The sequence below is a fragment of the Kitasatospora sp. NPDC034035 genome (genome assembly GCF_055575755.1).
Map to the genome: position 1 here is coordinate 1 of NZ_JBVISA010000068.1, position 17,076 is coordinate 17,076.

The window sequence follows — 17,076 nt, forward strand, 5'->3', positions numbered from 1 at the left end:
CCTGACCGGTGAACAGGAACGCCGTCCGCCCCTCCACCACCGAGGCCTGACCACCGGACACCGCGGCCAGCCCGGCCAGCAACTCCGCACGATCGGAAGCCACGAACCCCGCCCGGTACTCGAACGCCGCCCGGCCCGTCGCCAGCGAGAACCCCAGATCCGCCACACTCGGCGCACCACCGCCCTCGACCACCGCCACCAACCCCACCGCCTGCGCCACAAGCGCCTCCGGACTCCGCGCCGAAAGCACCACCGGCACCACCGGCGACACCGGCAGGGCCACCGAGTCATCCTCCGGGGCCTCCTCCGCGGCCGGAGCCTGCTCCAGGACGGTGTGGGCATTCGTCCCGCTCACACCGAACGCGGAGACGGCAGCCCGGCGCGGCCGACCGGTTTCCGGCCACGGCAGGTTCTCCGTCAGCAGTTCGACGGCGCCGGCCGTCCAGTCGACGTGCGGGGACGGCGCGTCCACATGCAGGGTCCGCGGCAGGACGCCGTGCTGCATCGCGAGCACCATCTTGATGACGCCCGCGACTCCGGCGGCGGCCTGGGTGTGCCCGATGTTGGACTTGAGCGAGCCGAGCCAGAGCGGCCGGTCGTCGGCCCGCTCCTGGCCGTAGGTGTTCAGTAGGGCCTGTGCCTCGATCGGATCGCCGAGTCGTGTGCCGGTGCCGTGCGCCTCGACCGCGTCGATCTGGTCCGCCGTCAGCCCGGCACTCTCCAGGGCCTGCCGGATCACCCGTTGCTGCGACGGGCCGTTCGGGGCGGTCAGCCCGTTGGACGCACCGTCCTGGTTGACCGCGCTGCCGCGCACCACCGCCAGTACCTGGTGGCCGTTGCGTCGCGCGTCGGAGAGCCGCTCGACGAGCAGCATGCCGACGCCCTCGGACCAGCCGGTGCCGTCCGCCGCGGCGGCGAAGGCCTTGCACCGGCCGTCCGAGGCCAGCCCGTGCTGGCGGCTGAACTCGACGAACACGTCGGGGGTGGCGAGGACGGTCACGCCGCCCGCGAGCGCCATCGAGCACTCGCCGTTGCGCAGCGCCTGCACTGCGAGGTGCAGGGCGACCAGCGAGGAGGAGCAGGCGGTGTCGACGGTGACCGCCGGCCCCTCGAAGCCGAAGGTGTAGGACAGGCGCCCTGAGACGACCGCCGCCGCGTTGCCCGTCAGCAGGTAGCCCTCGACACCGTCCGGCAGGTCGTCCGCGACCGCGCTGTACCCCTGCGAGGAGGCGCCCACGAAGACGCCGGCCCGGCTGCCGCGCAGCGTGGTCGGGTCGATGCCCGCCCGCTCGAAGACCTCCCAGGAGGTCTCCAGCAGCAGCCGCTGCTGCGGGTCCATGGCCAGCGCCTCGCGCGGGCTGATCTCGAAGAACGCCGGGTCGAACCGGGCGGCATCGTGCAGGAAGCCTCCGCCGCGGGCGTAGAAGGTGCCCGGCCGGTCCGGGTCCGCGTCGTACAGGTCGGCGAGGTTCCAGCCGCGGTCGGTGGGGAACTCGGAGATGGCGTCGCCGGCGTCGGCGACGAGCCGCCACAGAGCCTCCGGAGACTCCACGCCCCCGGGGAACCGGCAGCTCATCCCGACGATCGCGATCGGCTCGCGCGAGGCCGCGATCAGCTGCTGGTTCTGCCGCCGCAGGCGCTCGGTCTCCTTGATGGAGGCCCGCAGCGCTGCGACGATCTTCTCGTTGGGCGTGGTCATCGTGAGCTCCGCACTTCGGACGTGTCAGGTTTCGTTGCTGTCGAGGGCCATGTCGATGAGGCTCGCCACGTCCATCGTGTCGATCAGGTCCAACTCGTCGTCGGAGCTGGTGGCGGAGCCGTCCGTGCCGGGACCGGCGAGCCGGAGCAGGGTGTCCAGCAGGCCGGCCTCGCGGAAGCGCGCCAACGGGATCGCGGCGAGTGCCTCCCGTAGCTGCGCCTCCTGCGGGTCCACCGCCGCCTCCCGGGCGCCGTCGGGGAACAGGCGGTCCCGGACGTGCTCGGCGAGGGCCGCAGGCGTCGGGTAGTCGAAGACGACGCCTGCGGGCAGCTTCAGCCCGGTGACCAGGGTGAGCCGGTTGCGCAGCTCGACCGCGGTCAGCGAGTCGAAGCCGAGCGCCCGGAATGCGCGGTCCGGTTCGACGGACCGGGCGTCCGGGTAGCCGATGGCCTCGGCCACCTCGCCGCGCACCAGTTCCAGCAGGGCGCGGTCGCGGTCGGCGGCCGGGAGCCCGGCCAACCGGGCAGCCAGGGCGCCGGCGTCGTCGCCCGCCCGGCCGGTGTCGTCGGCCGGCTCCGTGTCGAGGACGGCCCTGACCTCGGCCAGGTCGCCGATCAGGGGGCGCCGGCGGGCAGCGGTGTAGGCGGGCGTGAACGCCGCCCAGTCGACGTCAGCGACGACGCCGGTGGGCTCGCCGTCCGCCAGGACGCGCCACAGGCCGAGCAGCGCGGTGCCCGGGGCCATCACCGACAGGCCGAAGCGGCGCAGGTGGTGCTCGGCGTCCGCGCCGGCGGCCATGCCGGCCTCGGCCCAGGGACCCCAGGCCACCGAGGTGCCGGCCAGTCCGCGAGCCCGGCGGGCCTCCACCAGGGCGTCCAGGTGGGCGTTGGCCGCGGCGTAGCCGCCCTGGCCGCCGCTGCCCCAGACCCCGGCGACGGAGGAGAAGGTGACGAAGGCGTCGAGTTCCCGGTCGCCGAGCAGGGCGTCCAGGTGGGCGGCGCCGGCGGCCTTGGCGGCGACGACGGCGGCCAGTTGCGCCGGTCCGCTGTCGTCGAGCGGCGCGTCGGCGACCACGCCGGCCGCGTGGACGACGGCGGTCAGCGGCAGGTCTGCGGGGATGCCGTCGAGCACCCGGGCCAGTGCGTCGCGGTCGGCGCTGTCGCAGGCCGCGACGGTCACCCGGGCACCGAGCGCGCCGAGTTCGGCGACCAGCTCGGTGGCGCCGGGGGCCTCGGGGCCTCGGCGGCCGGTGAGCAGCAGGTGCTCGGCGCCCTCGCCGGCCAGCCGGCGGGCCACCTGGGCGCCGAGGGCGCCGGTGCCGCCGGTGATGAGCACGGTGCCGCGCGGCCGCCAGGGCACGGCCGGGCCCTCGGGCCGGCCGGTGACCCGCTCCAGGCGGCGCACGTGGAGGCCGGTGGCCCGGACGGCGAGCTGGTCCTCGCCGTCGGCGCCGCTGAGGGCGGCGGCCAGCAGCGGACCGGTGTGCGCGTCGAGCTGCTCGGGCAGGTCGACGAGACCGCCCCAGCGGTCGGGGTGCTCCAGGGACGCCACCCGGCCGAGGCCCCAGACCTGGGCCTGCTCGGGCGCGGTGGGCCGGTCGCCGGCCCCGGTACCGACCGCGCCCGCGGTCGCGCACCAGAGCGGGGCGCCGAGCCCGGCGTCGCCGAGGGCCTGCAGCAGGAGGAGGGTGGCGGCGAGGCCTGCGGGCAGTGCCGGGTGGGCGGGGTGCGGCGCCGGGTCGAGGGCGAGCAGCGAGAGCACCCCGGACGGCGTGCCGGCCTCGGCCTCCTCGCGAAGCCGGGCGGCCAGTGCTGCGCGGTCGTCGTCGCCGACGGCCCAGGTGACCACCCGGACGTCGGCGTCTTCGCGGGTGAGCGCGGCCGACACCTCGGCGGTGCGGTCGGCCGTGTCGGTCCCGGCGGGGACCACCAGCAGCCAGCTGCCGGACACCGGGGCGGCCGGTTCGGTGACCGGCCGCCAGACGGCACGGTAGCGCCAACCGTCCGCGGTGGACTGCTCGCGGCTGCGGCGGCGCCAGGCGGCGATCGCCGGGAGGGCGGTGCCGAGCGGCTGGTCGGCGTCGAGCCGCAGTTCGTCGGTGAGCGCGGTCAGGTCCTCGCGCTCGACGACCTCCCAGAAGCGGGCGTCCACCGCATCCGGCTCCCGGGTCGCCCCTGCGGTGGCCGCTGCCACGGGCGCGGGCCAGTAGCGCTCCCGCTGGAAGGCGTAGGTCGGCAGGTCGATCCGGCGGGCACCGCTGCCGGCGAAGTACGCGGGCCAGTCGACGGCCGCGCCGCGTGTCTGGGCGGTGGCGAGGGAGGTCGTCAGCGTCCGGGCCTCCGGGTGGCCGTGGCGCAGCACCGGGGCGAAGGCGGCGGGCCCGGCGGCGCAGCCCTGGCCGAGGGCGCTGAGGACGCCGTCGGGGCCGAGCTCCAGGTAGGTGGTGACGCCCTGGGCTTCCAGCGTCCGGACGGCGTCGGCGAAGCGGACGGCCTCGCGGACGTGCCGCACCCAGTAGCCGGGCTCGGTCAACTCGGCGGAGGCGAGTGCGCCGGTGAGGGTCGAGGCGATCGGGATCCGCGGCGCCTCGTACGCCACCTGCTCCGCAACGGCCCGGAAGTCTTCCAGCATGCCGTCCATCAGCGGCGAGTGGAAGGCGTGGCTGACGGTCAGTCGCTTGGTGCGGCGTCCGTCGGCGGCGAGCTTCTCGGCGATCTCGACCACGGTGCTCTCGGCACCCGAGATCACCACGGACGTCGGGCCGTTGACCGCGGCGATGCCGGCACCGTCGGTCAGCAGCGGCAGCACCTCGTCCTCCGCCGCTTCGACGGCGACCATCGCGCCGCCGCGCGGCAGCGCCTGCATCAGCCGGCCACGCGCCGCGACCAGCCGCGCCGCGTCCGCCAGCGAGAACACCCCGGCGACGTGGGCGGCGGCCAGTTCGCCGATGGAGTGACCGGCCAGCGCGTCGGGGCGCAGACCCCACGACTCCAGCAGGCGGAACAGCGCGACCTCGAGCGCGAACAGCGCGGGCTGGGTGTACGCCGTCTCGTCGATCAGCTCGGCGTCCGCGATCGCCTCGCGCAGCGGACGCTCCAGGTGGCCGTCCAGCTCCGCGCAGACCGCGTCGAGAGCCTCGGCGAACACCGGGTACGTCTCGTACAACTCAGCTCCCATGCCCCGCCGCTGACTGCCCTGGCCGGTGAAGAGGAAGGCGAGTTTGCCGCCCGTGGCCGAGCCCCGGACCACAGTCGCACCGGGAGTGCCGGCGGCCAACCCCTGTAGACCCCGCATCAACCCCTGCTCGTCGGCAGCCACCACGACCGCCCGGTGCTCCATCGCGGAGCGGCCGGTGGCCAGCGAGTACGCGGCGTCGCCGGGCGCGGCGCCGGTGGCCACCGCTCGCAGCAGCCGCTCGGCCTGGGCCCTCAGGCCGTCCTCCGTGGGGGCCGACAGCGGCACCGGCCAGACCGGCGGTGCGGCCGGGCCCGGCTCGGCGACGGCCGGCTCCGGCTCCTGTGCCTGCTCCAGGACGACGTGCGCGTTGGTGCCGCTCATGCCGAACGAGGAGACCGCCGCGCGGCGGGGGCGGCCGGTCCGCGGCCACGCCGTGTTCTGCGTCAGCAGTTCCACGGCCCCGGCCGACCAGTCGACCTCGGTGGACGGCGCGTCGATGTGCAGGGTGCGCGGCAGGACGCCGTGCTGCATCGCCAGCACCATCTTGATGACGCCCGCGACACCGGCGGCGGCCTGGGTGTGGCCGATGTTGGACTTCACCGAGCCGAGCCGGAGCGGCTGCGCACCGGTGCGGTCCTGGCCGTAGGTGGCGAGCAGCGCCTGGGCCTCGATCGGGTCGCCGAGCCGGGTGCCGGTGCCGTGCGCCTCGACGGCGTCCACGTCGGCGGCGCCGAGGCGGGCGGAGGCGAGTGCCTGGCGGATGACCCGCTGCTGGGAGGGCCCGTTGGGGGCGGTGAGGCCGTTGGAGGCGCCGTCCTGGTTGACGGCGGAACCGCGGACGACGGCCAGCACCCGGTGGCCGTTCCGTTCGGCGTCGGAGAGCCGCTCGACCAGCAGCAGACCGACGCCCTCGCCCCAGCCGGTACCGTCCGCGCCGGCCGCGAACGCCTTGCAGCGGCCGTCGGCCGCCAGACCGCCCTGCCGGCTGAACTCGACGAACGCACCCGGCGTCGACATCACCGTGACGCCGCCCACCAGGGCGAGCGAGCACTCCCCGGCCCGCAGCGCCTGGCCCGCCAGGTGCAGCGCGACCAGCGAGGAGGAGCATGCGGTGTCGACGGTGACCGCCGGGCCCTCCAGACCGAAGGTGTACGACAGCCGTCCGGAGACGACACTTGCCGCCGTGCCCGTGCCGAGCCGCCCCTCCAGGTCGTCGGAGGAGTTGGCGGCAAGGGTCAGGTAGTCCTGGCCGTTGGTGCCGACGAAGACGCCGGTCCGGCTGCCGCGCAGCGCGGCCGGGTCGATGCCCGCCCGCTCGAACGCCTCCCAGGAGGTCTCCAGCAGCAGCCGCTGCTGTGGGTCCATGGCGAGCGCCTCGCGCGGCGAGATCCCGAAGAAGACCGGGTCGAACTCGGCGGCGTCGTGCAGGAATCCGCCCTCCCTGGTACCGGCCCGGCCGGGCCCGTCACCGTGCAGGGCGGCGAGGTCCCAGCCCCGGTCGGTGGGGAACCCGGAGACGGCGTCACCGCCGTCGAGCAGCAGCTGCCACAGCTCCTCCGGTGACCCGACCCCGCCGGGGAAACGGCAGCTCATGGCCACGATCGCGATGGGCTCGTCGATGGCGGAGCCGGCGAAGTGGGCACCGCTGGTCTCCGGGACCGCCGATTCGGCGCGGCCGAGGACCTCGGTCCCGAGGTGGCCGGCGAGGGCGGTGACGGTCGGGTAGTCGAAGACCAGCGTGGAGGGCAGGCTCAGGCCGGTGACGACGGTGAGGCGGTTGCGCAGCTCGACGGCGGTCAGCGAGTCGAAGCCCAGCTCGCGGAAGGCCCGGCCCGCGTCCACCGCGTCCGCCTCCGCGTAGCCGAGCACCCCGGCCACCTCGGTGCGGACCAGATCCAGCAGGACGGCGGCCCGGTCGTCGGGGGTCAGCCCGGCCAGGCGGCCGGCAAGTTCGTCGGACGGGCCCTCGGGGCGGTCGGGCTCGGACTGCGCGGAGGTGGAGCGGCCGGCCTCGGGGATCTCGGCGAAGAGGGGGACGGGCACCGTCGTGCCGTCGAGCAGCCGCTCCCAGACGATGTCGGCGACGGCGAGCGCAGTGTCGCCGTTCTCCAGTGCCTGCTGAAGCGCGGTCATGGCGAGGTCGGGAGCCATCGGGGGCACACCCTCGCGGCGCAGGCGCACGGTGAGCCGGTCGTCGGTCGCCATGCCCGCCTCGGCCCACGGACCCCAGGCGATCGAGGTCGCGGGCAGTCCGTCGGCCCGCCGCTGCTCGGCGAGCGCATCCAGGTAGGCGTTGGCCGCGGCGTAGTTACCCTGACCTGCACTGCCGATCGTCCCGGCCGTCGAGGAGAACAGCACGAAGGCCGACAGGTCATGACCGCTGGTCAGCTCGTGCAGGTTGCGCGCGGCGTCCACCTTCGGCAGGGCCACCGATGCCAGCCGCTCGGCGGTCAGTGCGTCGATCACACCGTCGTCCAGGACGCCGGCCGTGTGGAAGACCGCGGACAGCTCGTGCTCGGCCAACAGGCCCGCCAGCGCCTCGCGATCGGCGACATCACAGGCCGCCACGGTCACGGCCGCGCCAAGGGCGGTCAGCTCGTCGCGGAGCTCGGAAGCCCCCGGGGCATCCGGGCCACGGCGGCTGGTCAGCACCAGGTGCCCGGCACCGTTGCGGGCCAGCCAGCGCGCGACCTGCGCACCCAGCGCACCCGTCCCGCCAGTGACCAGCACCGTCCCGGACGGCGACCACGCCGAGCCCTCACCACGCGCAGCACGGACCAGACGGCGGCCGAAGACACCGGACGCGCGGACCGCGACCTGATCCTCACCGGCATCGGCCAGCACACCGGCCAGCCGGCCGAAGGCCCGCTCGTCCGCGTCCACGGGCAGATCGACCAGACCACCCCACCGCTCCGGATGCTCCAGCGCGACGACCCGGCCCAGGCCCCACACCTGCGCCTGCACCGGATCGGCCACCCGCTCCGAACGCCCAGTGGCCACCGCGCCCCGCGTGACACACCACAGCGGCGCAGCGACACCGGCATCGCCCAGCGCCTGAACGAGAGCCAACACCTCGCCCGGTGCGGCAGCCGGGAGCACAATGCCCGCCACTGCCGCACCATCGGCCAGCACCGACCGCAACTCGCCCGCCAGTACACCGCGATCGGCCGTGCCGGCCTCGAAGACCCGCACCTCCGCGCCCCGACCGGTCAGCACCCCGGCCAGCTCCCCAGCGCCGGCCGCCACCAGCCACACACCCGACAGCCCATCCGCCGACTCCACCAGCGGCCGCCAGGCCACCCGGTAGCGCCAGCCGTCGACCACCGTCGCCTCACGGCTGCGCCGCCGCCACGCCGCCAGCATCGGGAGCGCGTCGCCGAGGCGGTCGCCGTCCTCCACGCCGAGGGTCTCGGCGAGCGCAGCGAGGTCCTCGCTCTCCACGGCCTCCCAGAACCGGGCATCCACCGGGTCGGCCGGCAGCCCGGCCGGGACGGGGCCGCCCGACTCCAGCCAGTACCGTCCGGGGCGGAAGCCGTAGGTCGGCAGCTCCACCCGCCGTGCGCCGCTTCCGGCGTAGAACGCGGCCCAGTCGACGGTGACGCCGCGCAGGTGGGCACGCGCCACGGCGCTGGTCAGCGTCTCGGTCTCGGGGCGGCCGGCGCGCAGCAGCGGGACGAACGCGGCCTCGGCCGCGGACTCCTGGCCCATGGCCGAGAGCACCCCGTCCGGCCCGAGCTCCACGAATGTCCGGACGCCCTGCGCCTCCAGCACCTGCACCGCATCGGCGAACCGGACCGTCTCCCGGACATGCCGCACCCAGTACTCGGGATCCGTCAGCTCGGCCGAGACGAGCACACCCGTCAACGTCGACACGACCGGGATCCGCGGCACCTCGAACACCACCTGCCCGGCCACCGCACGGAACGCGTCCACCATCCCGTCCATCAACGACGAATGGAACGCATGACTGACCGTCAGCCGCTTGGTCTTCCGACCCTGGGCCTCCCAGTCGGCAGCCAGCTCCAGCACCGCCCGCTCGTCGCCGGAAACCACCACGGAGGAAGGCCCGTTGACGGCGGCAATGCCCAGCTCGTCGCCGCGCCCGAGCAGCAGTGGCAGGACCTCGCCCTCGGCGGCCTCCACGGCCACCATCGCGCCGCCGCGCGGCAGCGCCTGCATCAGCCGACCGCGCGCGGCCACCAGCTTGCACGCATCCGCCAGCGAGAACACCCCGGCGACGTGCGCGGCGGCGATCTCACCGATCGAATGCCCGGCCAGGAAGTCAGGCCGCACACCCCAGGACTCGACCAGCCGGAACAGCGCCACCTCCACCGCGAACAAGGCCGGCTGCGCGTAACCCGTCTCATGGATCAGCGCCTCATCGGCGATCGCCTCACGCAGCGGACGGTCCAGATGACCGTCCAGCTCGGCACAGACCTCGTCGAAAGCCGCGGCGAACACACGGTGGGCCACGTACAACTCCCCACCCATCCCCACCCGCTGGCTGCCCTGGCCGGTGAACAGGAAGGCGGACGGCCCGTCGGCGACGATGTCCTGGAGCGCCTGCCCGCGCTCGCCCTCGGCGAGGGCGCGGAGCGAACTCCGCAGCTCCTCGGTGTCCGTGGCGACCAGGGCGGCACGGTGCGGCAGCGCGGCCCTGGTGGTGGCCAGCGAGTAGCCGATGTCGAGCGGATCGGCCTCGGACACGGTGTCCAAGTGGGCCAGCAGCCGGGCGGCCTGCACCGGGAGGGCGTCGGCGCTGCGCGCGGAGAGCAGCCACGGCACGGCCGTACGGTTGGCGCGGTCTGCGGCGACAGCCACCGGCGCGGCCGCCGGGGCCGAGGCGTCCGGGTCCTCGGCGGGCTCGGGGGCCTGCTCCAGGATGGTGTGGGCATTGGTGCCGCTGACGCCGAACGAGGAGACCGCGGCCCGGCGCGGCTGCCCGGTCTCGGGCCAGGGACGGGGCTCGGTCAGCAGCTCGACCGCACCCGCCGTCCAGTCGACGTGCGGGGACGGCTCGTCCACGTGCAGGGTCTGCGGGAGCAGGCCGTGGCGCATCGCCATGACCATCTTGATCACGCCGGCGACACCGGCGGCGGACTGGGTGTGGCCGATGTTCGACTTCAACGAGCCGAGCCACAGCGGCTGTTCGGCCGGCCTCTCCTGGCCGTAGGTGGCGAGCAGCGCCTGCGCCTCGATCGGGTCGCCGAGGACGGTGCCGGTGCCGTGCGCCTCCACCGCGTCCACGTCGGCGGCGGCGAGCCGGGCGTCGGCCAGCGCCTGGCGGATCACCCGCTGCTGGGCCGGGCCGTTCGGCGCGGTCAGGCCGTTGGACGCGCCGTCCTGGTTGATCGCCGAACCGCGGACCACGGCGAGCACCGGGTGCCCGTTGCGGCGGGCGTCGGAGAGCCGCTCGACCAGCAGGACGGCGACGCCCTCGGACCAGCCGGTGCCGTCCGCCGCGCCCGCGAAGGACTTGCAGCGGCCGTCGGCGGCCAGGCCCCGCTGGCGGCTGAACTCGACGAACACGTCCGGCGTCGCCATCACCGTCACACCGCCGACCAGGGCCTGCGCGCAGTCGCCGTCGCGCAGCGCCTGGCAGGCCCAGTGGAGTGCCACCAGCGAGGACGAGCAGGCGGTGTCCAGGGTGGCCGCCGGGCCCTCCAGGCCCAGCGTGTAGGCGATCCGGCCGGAGAGCACACTGGTCGCATTGCCGGTCAGCAGCCGCCCCTCGACGCCCTCGGGCACCTCGCGCAGCTCCGAGCCGTACCCCTGGTAGCTGCCGCCGACGTACACGCCGGTGCGGCTGCCGCGCAGCGACGCCGGGTCGATGCCGGCCCGCTCGAAGACCTCCCAGGAGGCCTCCAGCATCAGCCGCTGCTGCGGGTCCATGGCGAGCGCCTCGCGGGGCGAGATCCCGAAGAACTCGGCGTCGAACTCGGCGGCGCCGTGCAGGAATCCGCCCCCGCTCGCGTAGAAGGTACCCGGGTGGTCCGGGTCCGGGTGGTAGAGGTTCTCGACGTCCCAGCCTCGGTCGGCGGGGAACAGCGAGATCGCGTCGGTGCCGGTGGACACCAGCTGCCACAGGTCCTCCGGCGAGCGGACGCCGCCGGGCAGGCGGCAGCTCATCGCGACGATCGCGATCGGCTCCTGCTCCGCCTCCTCGACCTCGCGCAGCCGGCGGTTGGCCCGGCGCAGCTCGGCGGTCATCCACTTGAGGTGGTCGAGGAGCTTCTTTTCGTCTGCCATCAGCGGGCCGCCTTCGAAGGTGCCGGGTGGATCGCGCTCGTCGCGCAAGGGGACGGAGAGGTCGAGCGGAGGGTGGTGATCGGGCCGGCAGGGATGCCGGGGGAGGTCGGCGCCCCGGACAGGGGGGACGCCGACGGGGTGCCGGGGCGGGCGCGGCCCGCCCCGGCGTACACGGGGTACACGGTCAGGACCTGCCGAATTCCTTGTCGATGAGGTCGAGGAGGTCGTCGGCGGACACGTCGTCCAGCTCGTCCTCGTCGGCCTCGTCCACCGCGCCGCCGGCCGCGTTCCACTTGGCCAGCAGGGCCTGGAGGCGGGCGGTGACGCGAGCGCGGTCGGCGTGGTCCGAGGCGACGGCGGACAGCGTCCGGTCGAGCGCGTCGAGTTCGGCGAGCGCCGAGCCCGCCCCGGTGTCGTCGTCGCCGGCGATCTCGGCCCGCAGGTGGGCGGCGAGCACGGTCGGGTTCGGGTAGTCGAACACCAGGCTGGTGGGCAGCCGGAGGCCGACGGCGGTGCCGAGCCGGTTGCGCAGCTCGACCGCGGTCAGCGAGTCGAAGCCCAGCTCGGTGAACGCCCTCGCAGCCTCGACTGCCGCAGCCCCGGCGTAGCCGAGGACGGCGGCGACCTCGCCGCGGACCAGGTCGAGCAGCGCCCGCTCCCGCTCGGCGGCGGGCAGCGACCGCAGCTGCTCCTGGAAGGCCGCGGACTGCTCGGCGGTGCCCGCCTCCGGACTCGCGGTGGCACCCTCCAGCGCCTCGCGGACCTCGGGCAGGTCGCCGATCAGCGGCCGCGGGCGGGCGGCGGTGAAGGCCGGCGCGAACAGCGCCCAGTCCACGTCCGCCACCGTCAGCGCCGTCTCCCTGTGGTCCAGCGCCTGCTGGAGCGCGGCGATGCCGAGCTCCGGCGCCATCACCCGCAGGCCGCGCCGGCGCAGCTGCTCGGCAGCGGCGGCGTCCTCGGCCGCCATGCCGATGCCGCCCCACGGCCCCCACGCCACCGAGGTGGCGGCGAGTCCGGCGGCACGGCGCCGCTCGGCGAGGGCGTCGAGGAAGGCGTTGGCGGCCGCGTAGCCGGTCTGCCCGCCGCTGCCCCACACGCCCGCGATCGAGGAGAAGAGGACGAAGGCGTCCAGCTCGGTGGCGCCCAGGGCCGCGTCGAGGTGGACCGCCCCGGACACCTTGGCGTCCACGACCGCCGCCAGTTCGGCGAGGTCACTGTCCATCAGGGCGGTGTCCTGGGTGACGCCGGCGGCATGCACCACCGCGCGCAGCGGCAGGCCGTCCTCGCCCACGAGCAAGCGCTTGACCAGCGACTCCACCGCCTCGCGGTCGGACGCGTCGCAGGCCTCCAGGGTCACCCGGACTCCGGTGGCCGCCAGTTCGTCGCGCAGCCGGACCGCACCGGGGGCCTCGGCGCCGCGCCGGCCGGTGAGCACCAGGTGCTCAGCGCCGTTGCGGGCCAGCCAGCGGGCCACCTCCGAACCGAGCGCGCCGGTGCCGCCGGTGACCAGCACCGTGCCGCGCGGCCGCCACGGAGCCGTCGGGGCAGCGGGCCGTTCGGCGCGCACCAGGCGCCGGGCCAGCACCCCGGAACGGCGCACCGCCAGCTGGTCCTCGCCGTCCCCGGCGGACAGCACGCCCGCCAGGCGGGCCGCCGCCCGGTCGTCCACCGTCACCGGCAGGTCGACCAGACCGCCCCAGCGCTCGGGGTGCTCCAGGGCCACCGTCCGGCCCAGACCCCAGACCTGCGCCTGAACCGGGCTCAGCACGCCCTGGGCCGCACCCGTCGCCACCGCTCCGCGCGTCGCACACCACAGCGGGGCGCCGATCCCGGCGTCGCCGAGGGCCTGGACGAGCACCGCGGTCGCGGCCGGCCCGGCGGCGAGCGCCGGGTGGACGGGGTGCTGCTCCTCGTCCACGGCGAGCAACGACAGGACACCCGCCGGAGTCCCCCCTGCCGCGTCCCAGGCAGCGCGCAGCTCATCGGCGAGCGCGGCGCGCTCGCACGTGCCGGCATCGACCGCGATCCGCCGCACCCGCGCCCCGCCGTCCGACAGGGCCCGCTCGACGGCGGCGGTCCACTGCCGCGCGGCCTGCGGGAGCGTACCGTCCGCCGGGACGACCAGCAGCCAGTCACCGGTCAGCACCCCGTCGTACGAGGCGTCGGCCAGCGGCCGCCAGACCACCCGGTAGCGCCAGCCGTCCACCAGGTGCTGCTCGCGCTGCTGGCGTCGCCAGGCCGAGAGAACCGGCAGGACGGGCGCCAGGGCGGTCAGCGGGGACCGTTCGTCCGAGGCGTCCACCTCCAGGGTCGCCGCCAGCGTGGTCAGATCCTCGCTCTCCACCGCCTCCCAGAACCGGGCGTCCACCGGGTCGCCGCCCTGGCCCGCCGCGCCGTGCACGGCGGCCGCGACGGAGACCGGGGCCTCCGGCCAGTACCGCTGCCGTTGGAAGGGGTAGGTGGGCAGGTCGACCCGGCGGGCGCCGGTACCGGCGAACACGGCCGGCCAGTCGACCGCGAGGCCGCGGACGTGGGCCTGGACGAGGGCTACCGTGAGCGTGCGGGCCTCCGGGCGGCCGGCGCGGAGCACCGGGACGAACACGGCCTCGGCCACGGACTCCTGACCCATCGCGGACAGCACCCCGTCCGGGCCCAGCTCGACGAACGTCCGGACACCATCCGCCTCCAGGGCGGTGACCGCGTCGGCGAAACGGACGGCCTCACGGACGTGGCGCACCCAGTACTCGGCGTCGGTCAGCTCGGTGGAGACAGGAGCGCCCGTGAGAGTGGAGACGATCGGAATCCGCGGAAGTTCGTAGGTGATCTGCTCGGCGACGGCACGGAAGTCCGCGAGCATGCCGTCCATCAGCGGCGAGTGGAACGCATGACTGACCGTCAGCCGCTTGGACTTGCGACCCTCCAACTGCGCGACCACGGCCAGCACCACATCCTCGGCACCGGAGATCACCACGGAGGTCGGGCCGTTGACGGCGGCGATGCCGACGCCCTCGGTCAGCAGCGGCAGCACCTCCTCCTCGGTGGCCTGCACCGCGACCATCGCACCGCCGCGCGGCAGCGCCTGCATCAACCCGGCACGAGCCGCCACCAGCCTCGCGGCATCCGCCAGCGAGAACACACCCGCGACATGGGCGGCAGCCAGCTCACCGATCGAATGCCCGGCCAGCACGTCCGGGGTCAGACCCCACGACTCCACCAGCCGGAAGAGCGCCACCTCCAGCGCGAACAGCGCCGGCTGAGCCCAACCCGTCTCGTGGATCAGCTCCGGGTCGGCGATCGCCTCACGCAGCGGACGGTCCAGGAACTGGTCCAGGTGCGCACACACCGCATCGAACGCGTCCGCGAACACCGGGTAGGCGCCGTACAGCTCCTCCCCCATCCCGACGCGCTGACTGCCCTGACCGGTGAACAGGAACGCCGTCCGCCCCTCCACCACCGTGCCGTGGAGCGCGTTCGCGCCCGAGCCGCCCGTGGCCAGGACCCGGAGGCCCGCCAGCAGTTCCGTCCGGTCCTCGGCCAGCACGGCCGCCCGGTGTTCGAGCGAAGCCCGGCCGACTGCCGCGGAGAGCGCCAGGTCGGCGAGCCGGGCCTCGGGCTGCTCCTCGACAACGGCGATGACGCGCTCGGCCTGGGCCCGCAGTGCGGTCTCGCTCTTTGCGGACAGCACCACCGGCAGCACCGGCACGGTCGCCGCGGCGTCCTCCGGGGTCTCCTCGACCACCGGGGCCTGCTCCAGGATCGTGTGGGCATTCGTCCCGCTGATGCCGAAGGCGGAGATGCCCGCGCGGCGCGGCTCACCGGTCTCCGGCCAGTCGACGTTCTCGGTCAGCAGCGAGACGCTGCCGGCCGTCCAGTCGACGTGCGGGGTCGGCGCGTCCACGTGCAGGGTCCGCGGCAGGACGCCGTGCTGCATCGCGAGCACCATCTTGATCACACCGGCGGCACCGGCCGCGGCCTGGGTGTGCCCGAGGTTGGACTTCACCGAGCCGAGCCAGAGCGGCCGGTCGTCGGCCCGCTCCTGGCCATAGGTCGCGAGCAGGGCCTGCGCCTCGATCGGGTCACCAAGGCGGGTGCCCGTGCCGTGCGCCTCCACCGCGTCGATCTGGTCCGCCGTCAGACCGGCACCGGCCAGAGCCTGCCGGATCACCCGCTGCTGCGACGGACCGTTCGGCGCCGTCAGCCCGTTCGACGCACCGTCCTGGTTCACCGCAGAGCCACGGACCACCGCAAGCACCGGATGCCCGTTGCGCCGGGCATCCGACAGCCGCTCGACCAGCAGCATGCCGGCGCCCTCACCCCAGCCCGTACCGTCCGCCGCACCCGCGAACGCCTTGCACCGGCCGTCCACCGACAGCCCGCGCTGCCGACTGAACTCCACGAACAGATCCGGCGTCGACATCACCGTCACACCACCCGCGAGCGCGAGATCGCACTCACCGTTGCGCAACGCCTGCACCGCCAGGTGCAGCGCCACCAACGACGCCGAACACGCCGTGTCCACCGACACCGCCGGCCCCTCAAGACCGAACGTGTAGGAGAGACGGCCGGAGATCACGCTCGTCGCCGTACCGGTCAGCCGGTGCCCCTCGACCCCCTCCAGGCCGTCCACCAGGAGGTTCGCGTAGTCCTGGCCGTTGGTGCCGACGAAGACACCCGCCTGGCTGCCGCGCACCGAGGTCGGATCGATGCCCGCACGCTCGAAGGCCTCCCAGGACGTCTCCAGCAGCAGCCGCTGCTGCGGGTCCATCGACAGTGCCTCGCGCGGCGAGATCCCGAAGAACGTCGGGTCGAACTGCGTCGCCTGGTCCAGGAAACCGCCCTCGCGGGCGTACGTGGTGCCCTGGTGGCTCGGGTCCGGGTGGTAGAGCGACTCGACGTCCCAGCCGCGGTCGGTCGGGAAGTCGCCGATCGCGTCTCCGCCGCTCAGCAGCAACTGCCAGAGCTCCTCCGGGGTGTTGACCCCGCCGGGGAAGCGGCAACTCATGGCGACGATGGCGATCGGCTCGTCGTCCGCCACCGCCGGCAGGACCGCGGTCGGTGCCAGAGTGGCCGAGCGGCCGCCCAGCAGTTCGGCACCGAGGTGGTCGGCGAGTGCGGTGGCCGACGGGTAGTCGAAGACCAGCGTCGCCGGCAGGCGCAGCCCGGTCGCCGCGTTGAGGCGGTTGCGCAGGTCGACGGCGGTCAGCGAGTCGAAGCCCAACTCCTTGAACGCCCGGCCCGCTTCCACCGCCTCCGACCCGGCATAACCGAGAACGGCAGCGACCTGGCCACGGACGAGGTCCAGCACCGCACGGCCGCGCTCCGCCTCCGACAGCCCGGCGAGCCGCGCCGCCAGCGAGGAGTCGCCGGCACCGGCCCGCGCGGACGAGGCAAGGGCCGCGTCCATCACCGTGCGGGCCTCGGGGATCTCGTCGAACAGCCGCGTGGCCCGCACGGCGGCGGTCTCACCGGCGACTCGATCCCAGTCCACCGCGGCAATGGTCAGGGCGGTGTCGCCCTGGTCGAGCGCGTGCTGCAGGGCCGAGATCGCCAGCCCCGGCGCCATACCGACGACGCCGTCACGGCGCAGCCGGTCGGCCACGAGTTCCTCGGTGGCGAGCCCGGCCTCGGCCCAGGCGCCCCAAGCGATCGAGGTGGCGGGCAGACCGTCGGCCCGACGCTGCTCCGCAAGCGCGTCCAGATAGGCATTCGCAGCCGCGTAGTTGCCCTGCCCGGCACTGCCCACCGAACCCGCCATCGACGAGAACAACACGAACGCCGACAGACCACACCCAGCCGTCAACTCGTGCAGGTTCCGCGCCGCATCCACCTTCGGACGAGCCACCGAAGCAAACCGCTCCCCGGTCAGACCATCCACCACACCGTCATCCAGCACACCGGCCGTGTGGAACACCGCCGACAACTCGAACCCCGCCAACAGCGCCGACAACGCC

3 protein-coding genes are annotated in these 17,076 nt (G+C 74.7%); all 3 read right to left on the reverse strand.

Annotated features, from left to right (window positions below):
• A partial coding sequence (locus ACZ52J_RS41860) for a type I polyketide synthase (RefSeq protein WP_465626627.1) occupies nucleotides 1-1,678 on the reverse strand: 1,678 nt, incomplete at its 3' end.
• Nucleotides 1,679-1,723: 45 nt separating this feature from the next.
• Nucleotides 1,724-11,125, reverse strand: a complete 9,402-nt coding sequence (locus ACZ52J_RS41865) for a type I polyketide synthase (protein ID WP_465626623.1) — start codon at nucleotides 11,123-11,125, stop codon at nucleotides 1,724-1,726.
• A gap of 184 nt (nucleotides 11,126-11,309) precedes the next feature.
• A partial coding sequence (locus ACZ52J_RS41870; protein ID WP_465626625.1) for a type I polyketide synthase occupies nucleotides 11,310-17,076 on the reverse strand: 5,767 nt, incomplete at its 5' end.

Excerpts from the sequence above, each read along its gene's own strand:
- ACZ52J_RS41865 (WP_465626623.1), bottom strand. The coding sequence starts at position 11,125 with ATGGCAGACGAAAAGAAGCTCCTCGACCACCTCAAGTGGATGACCGCC.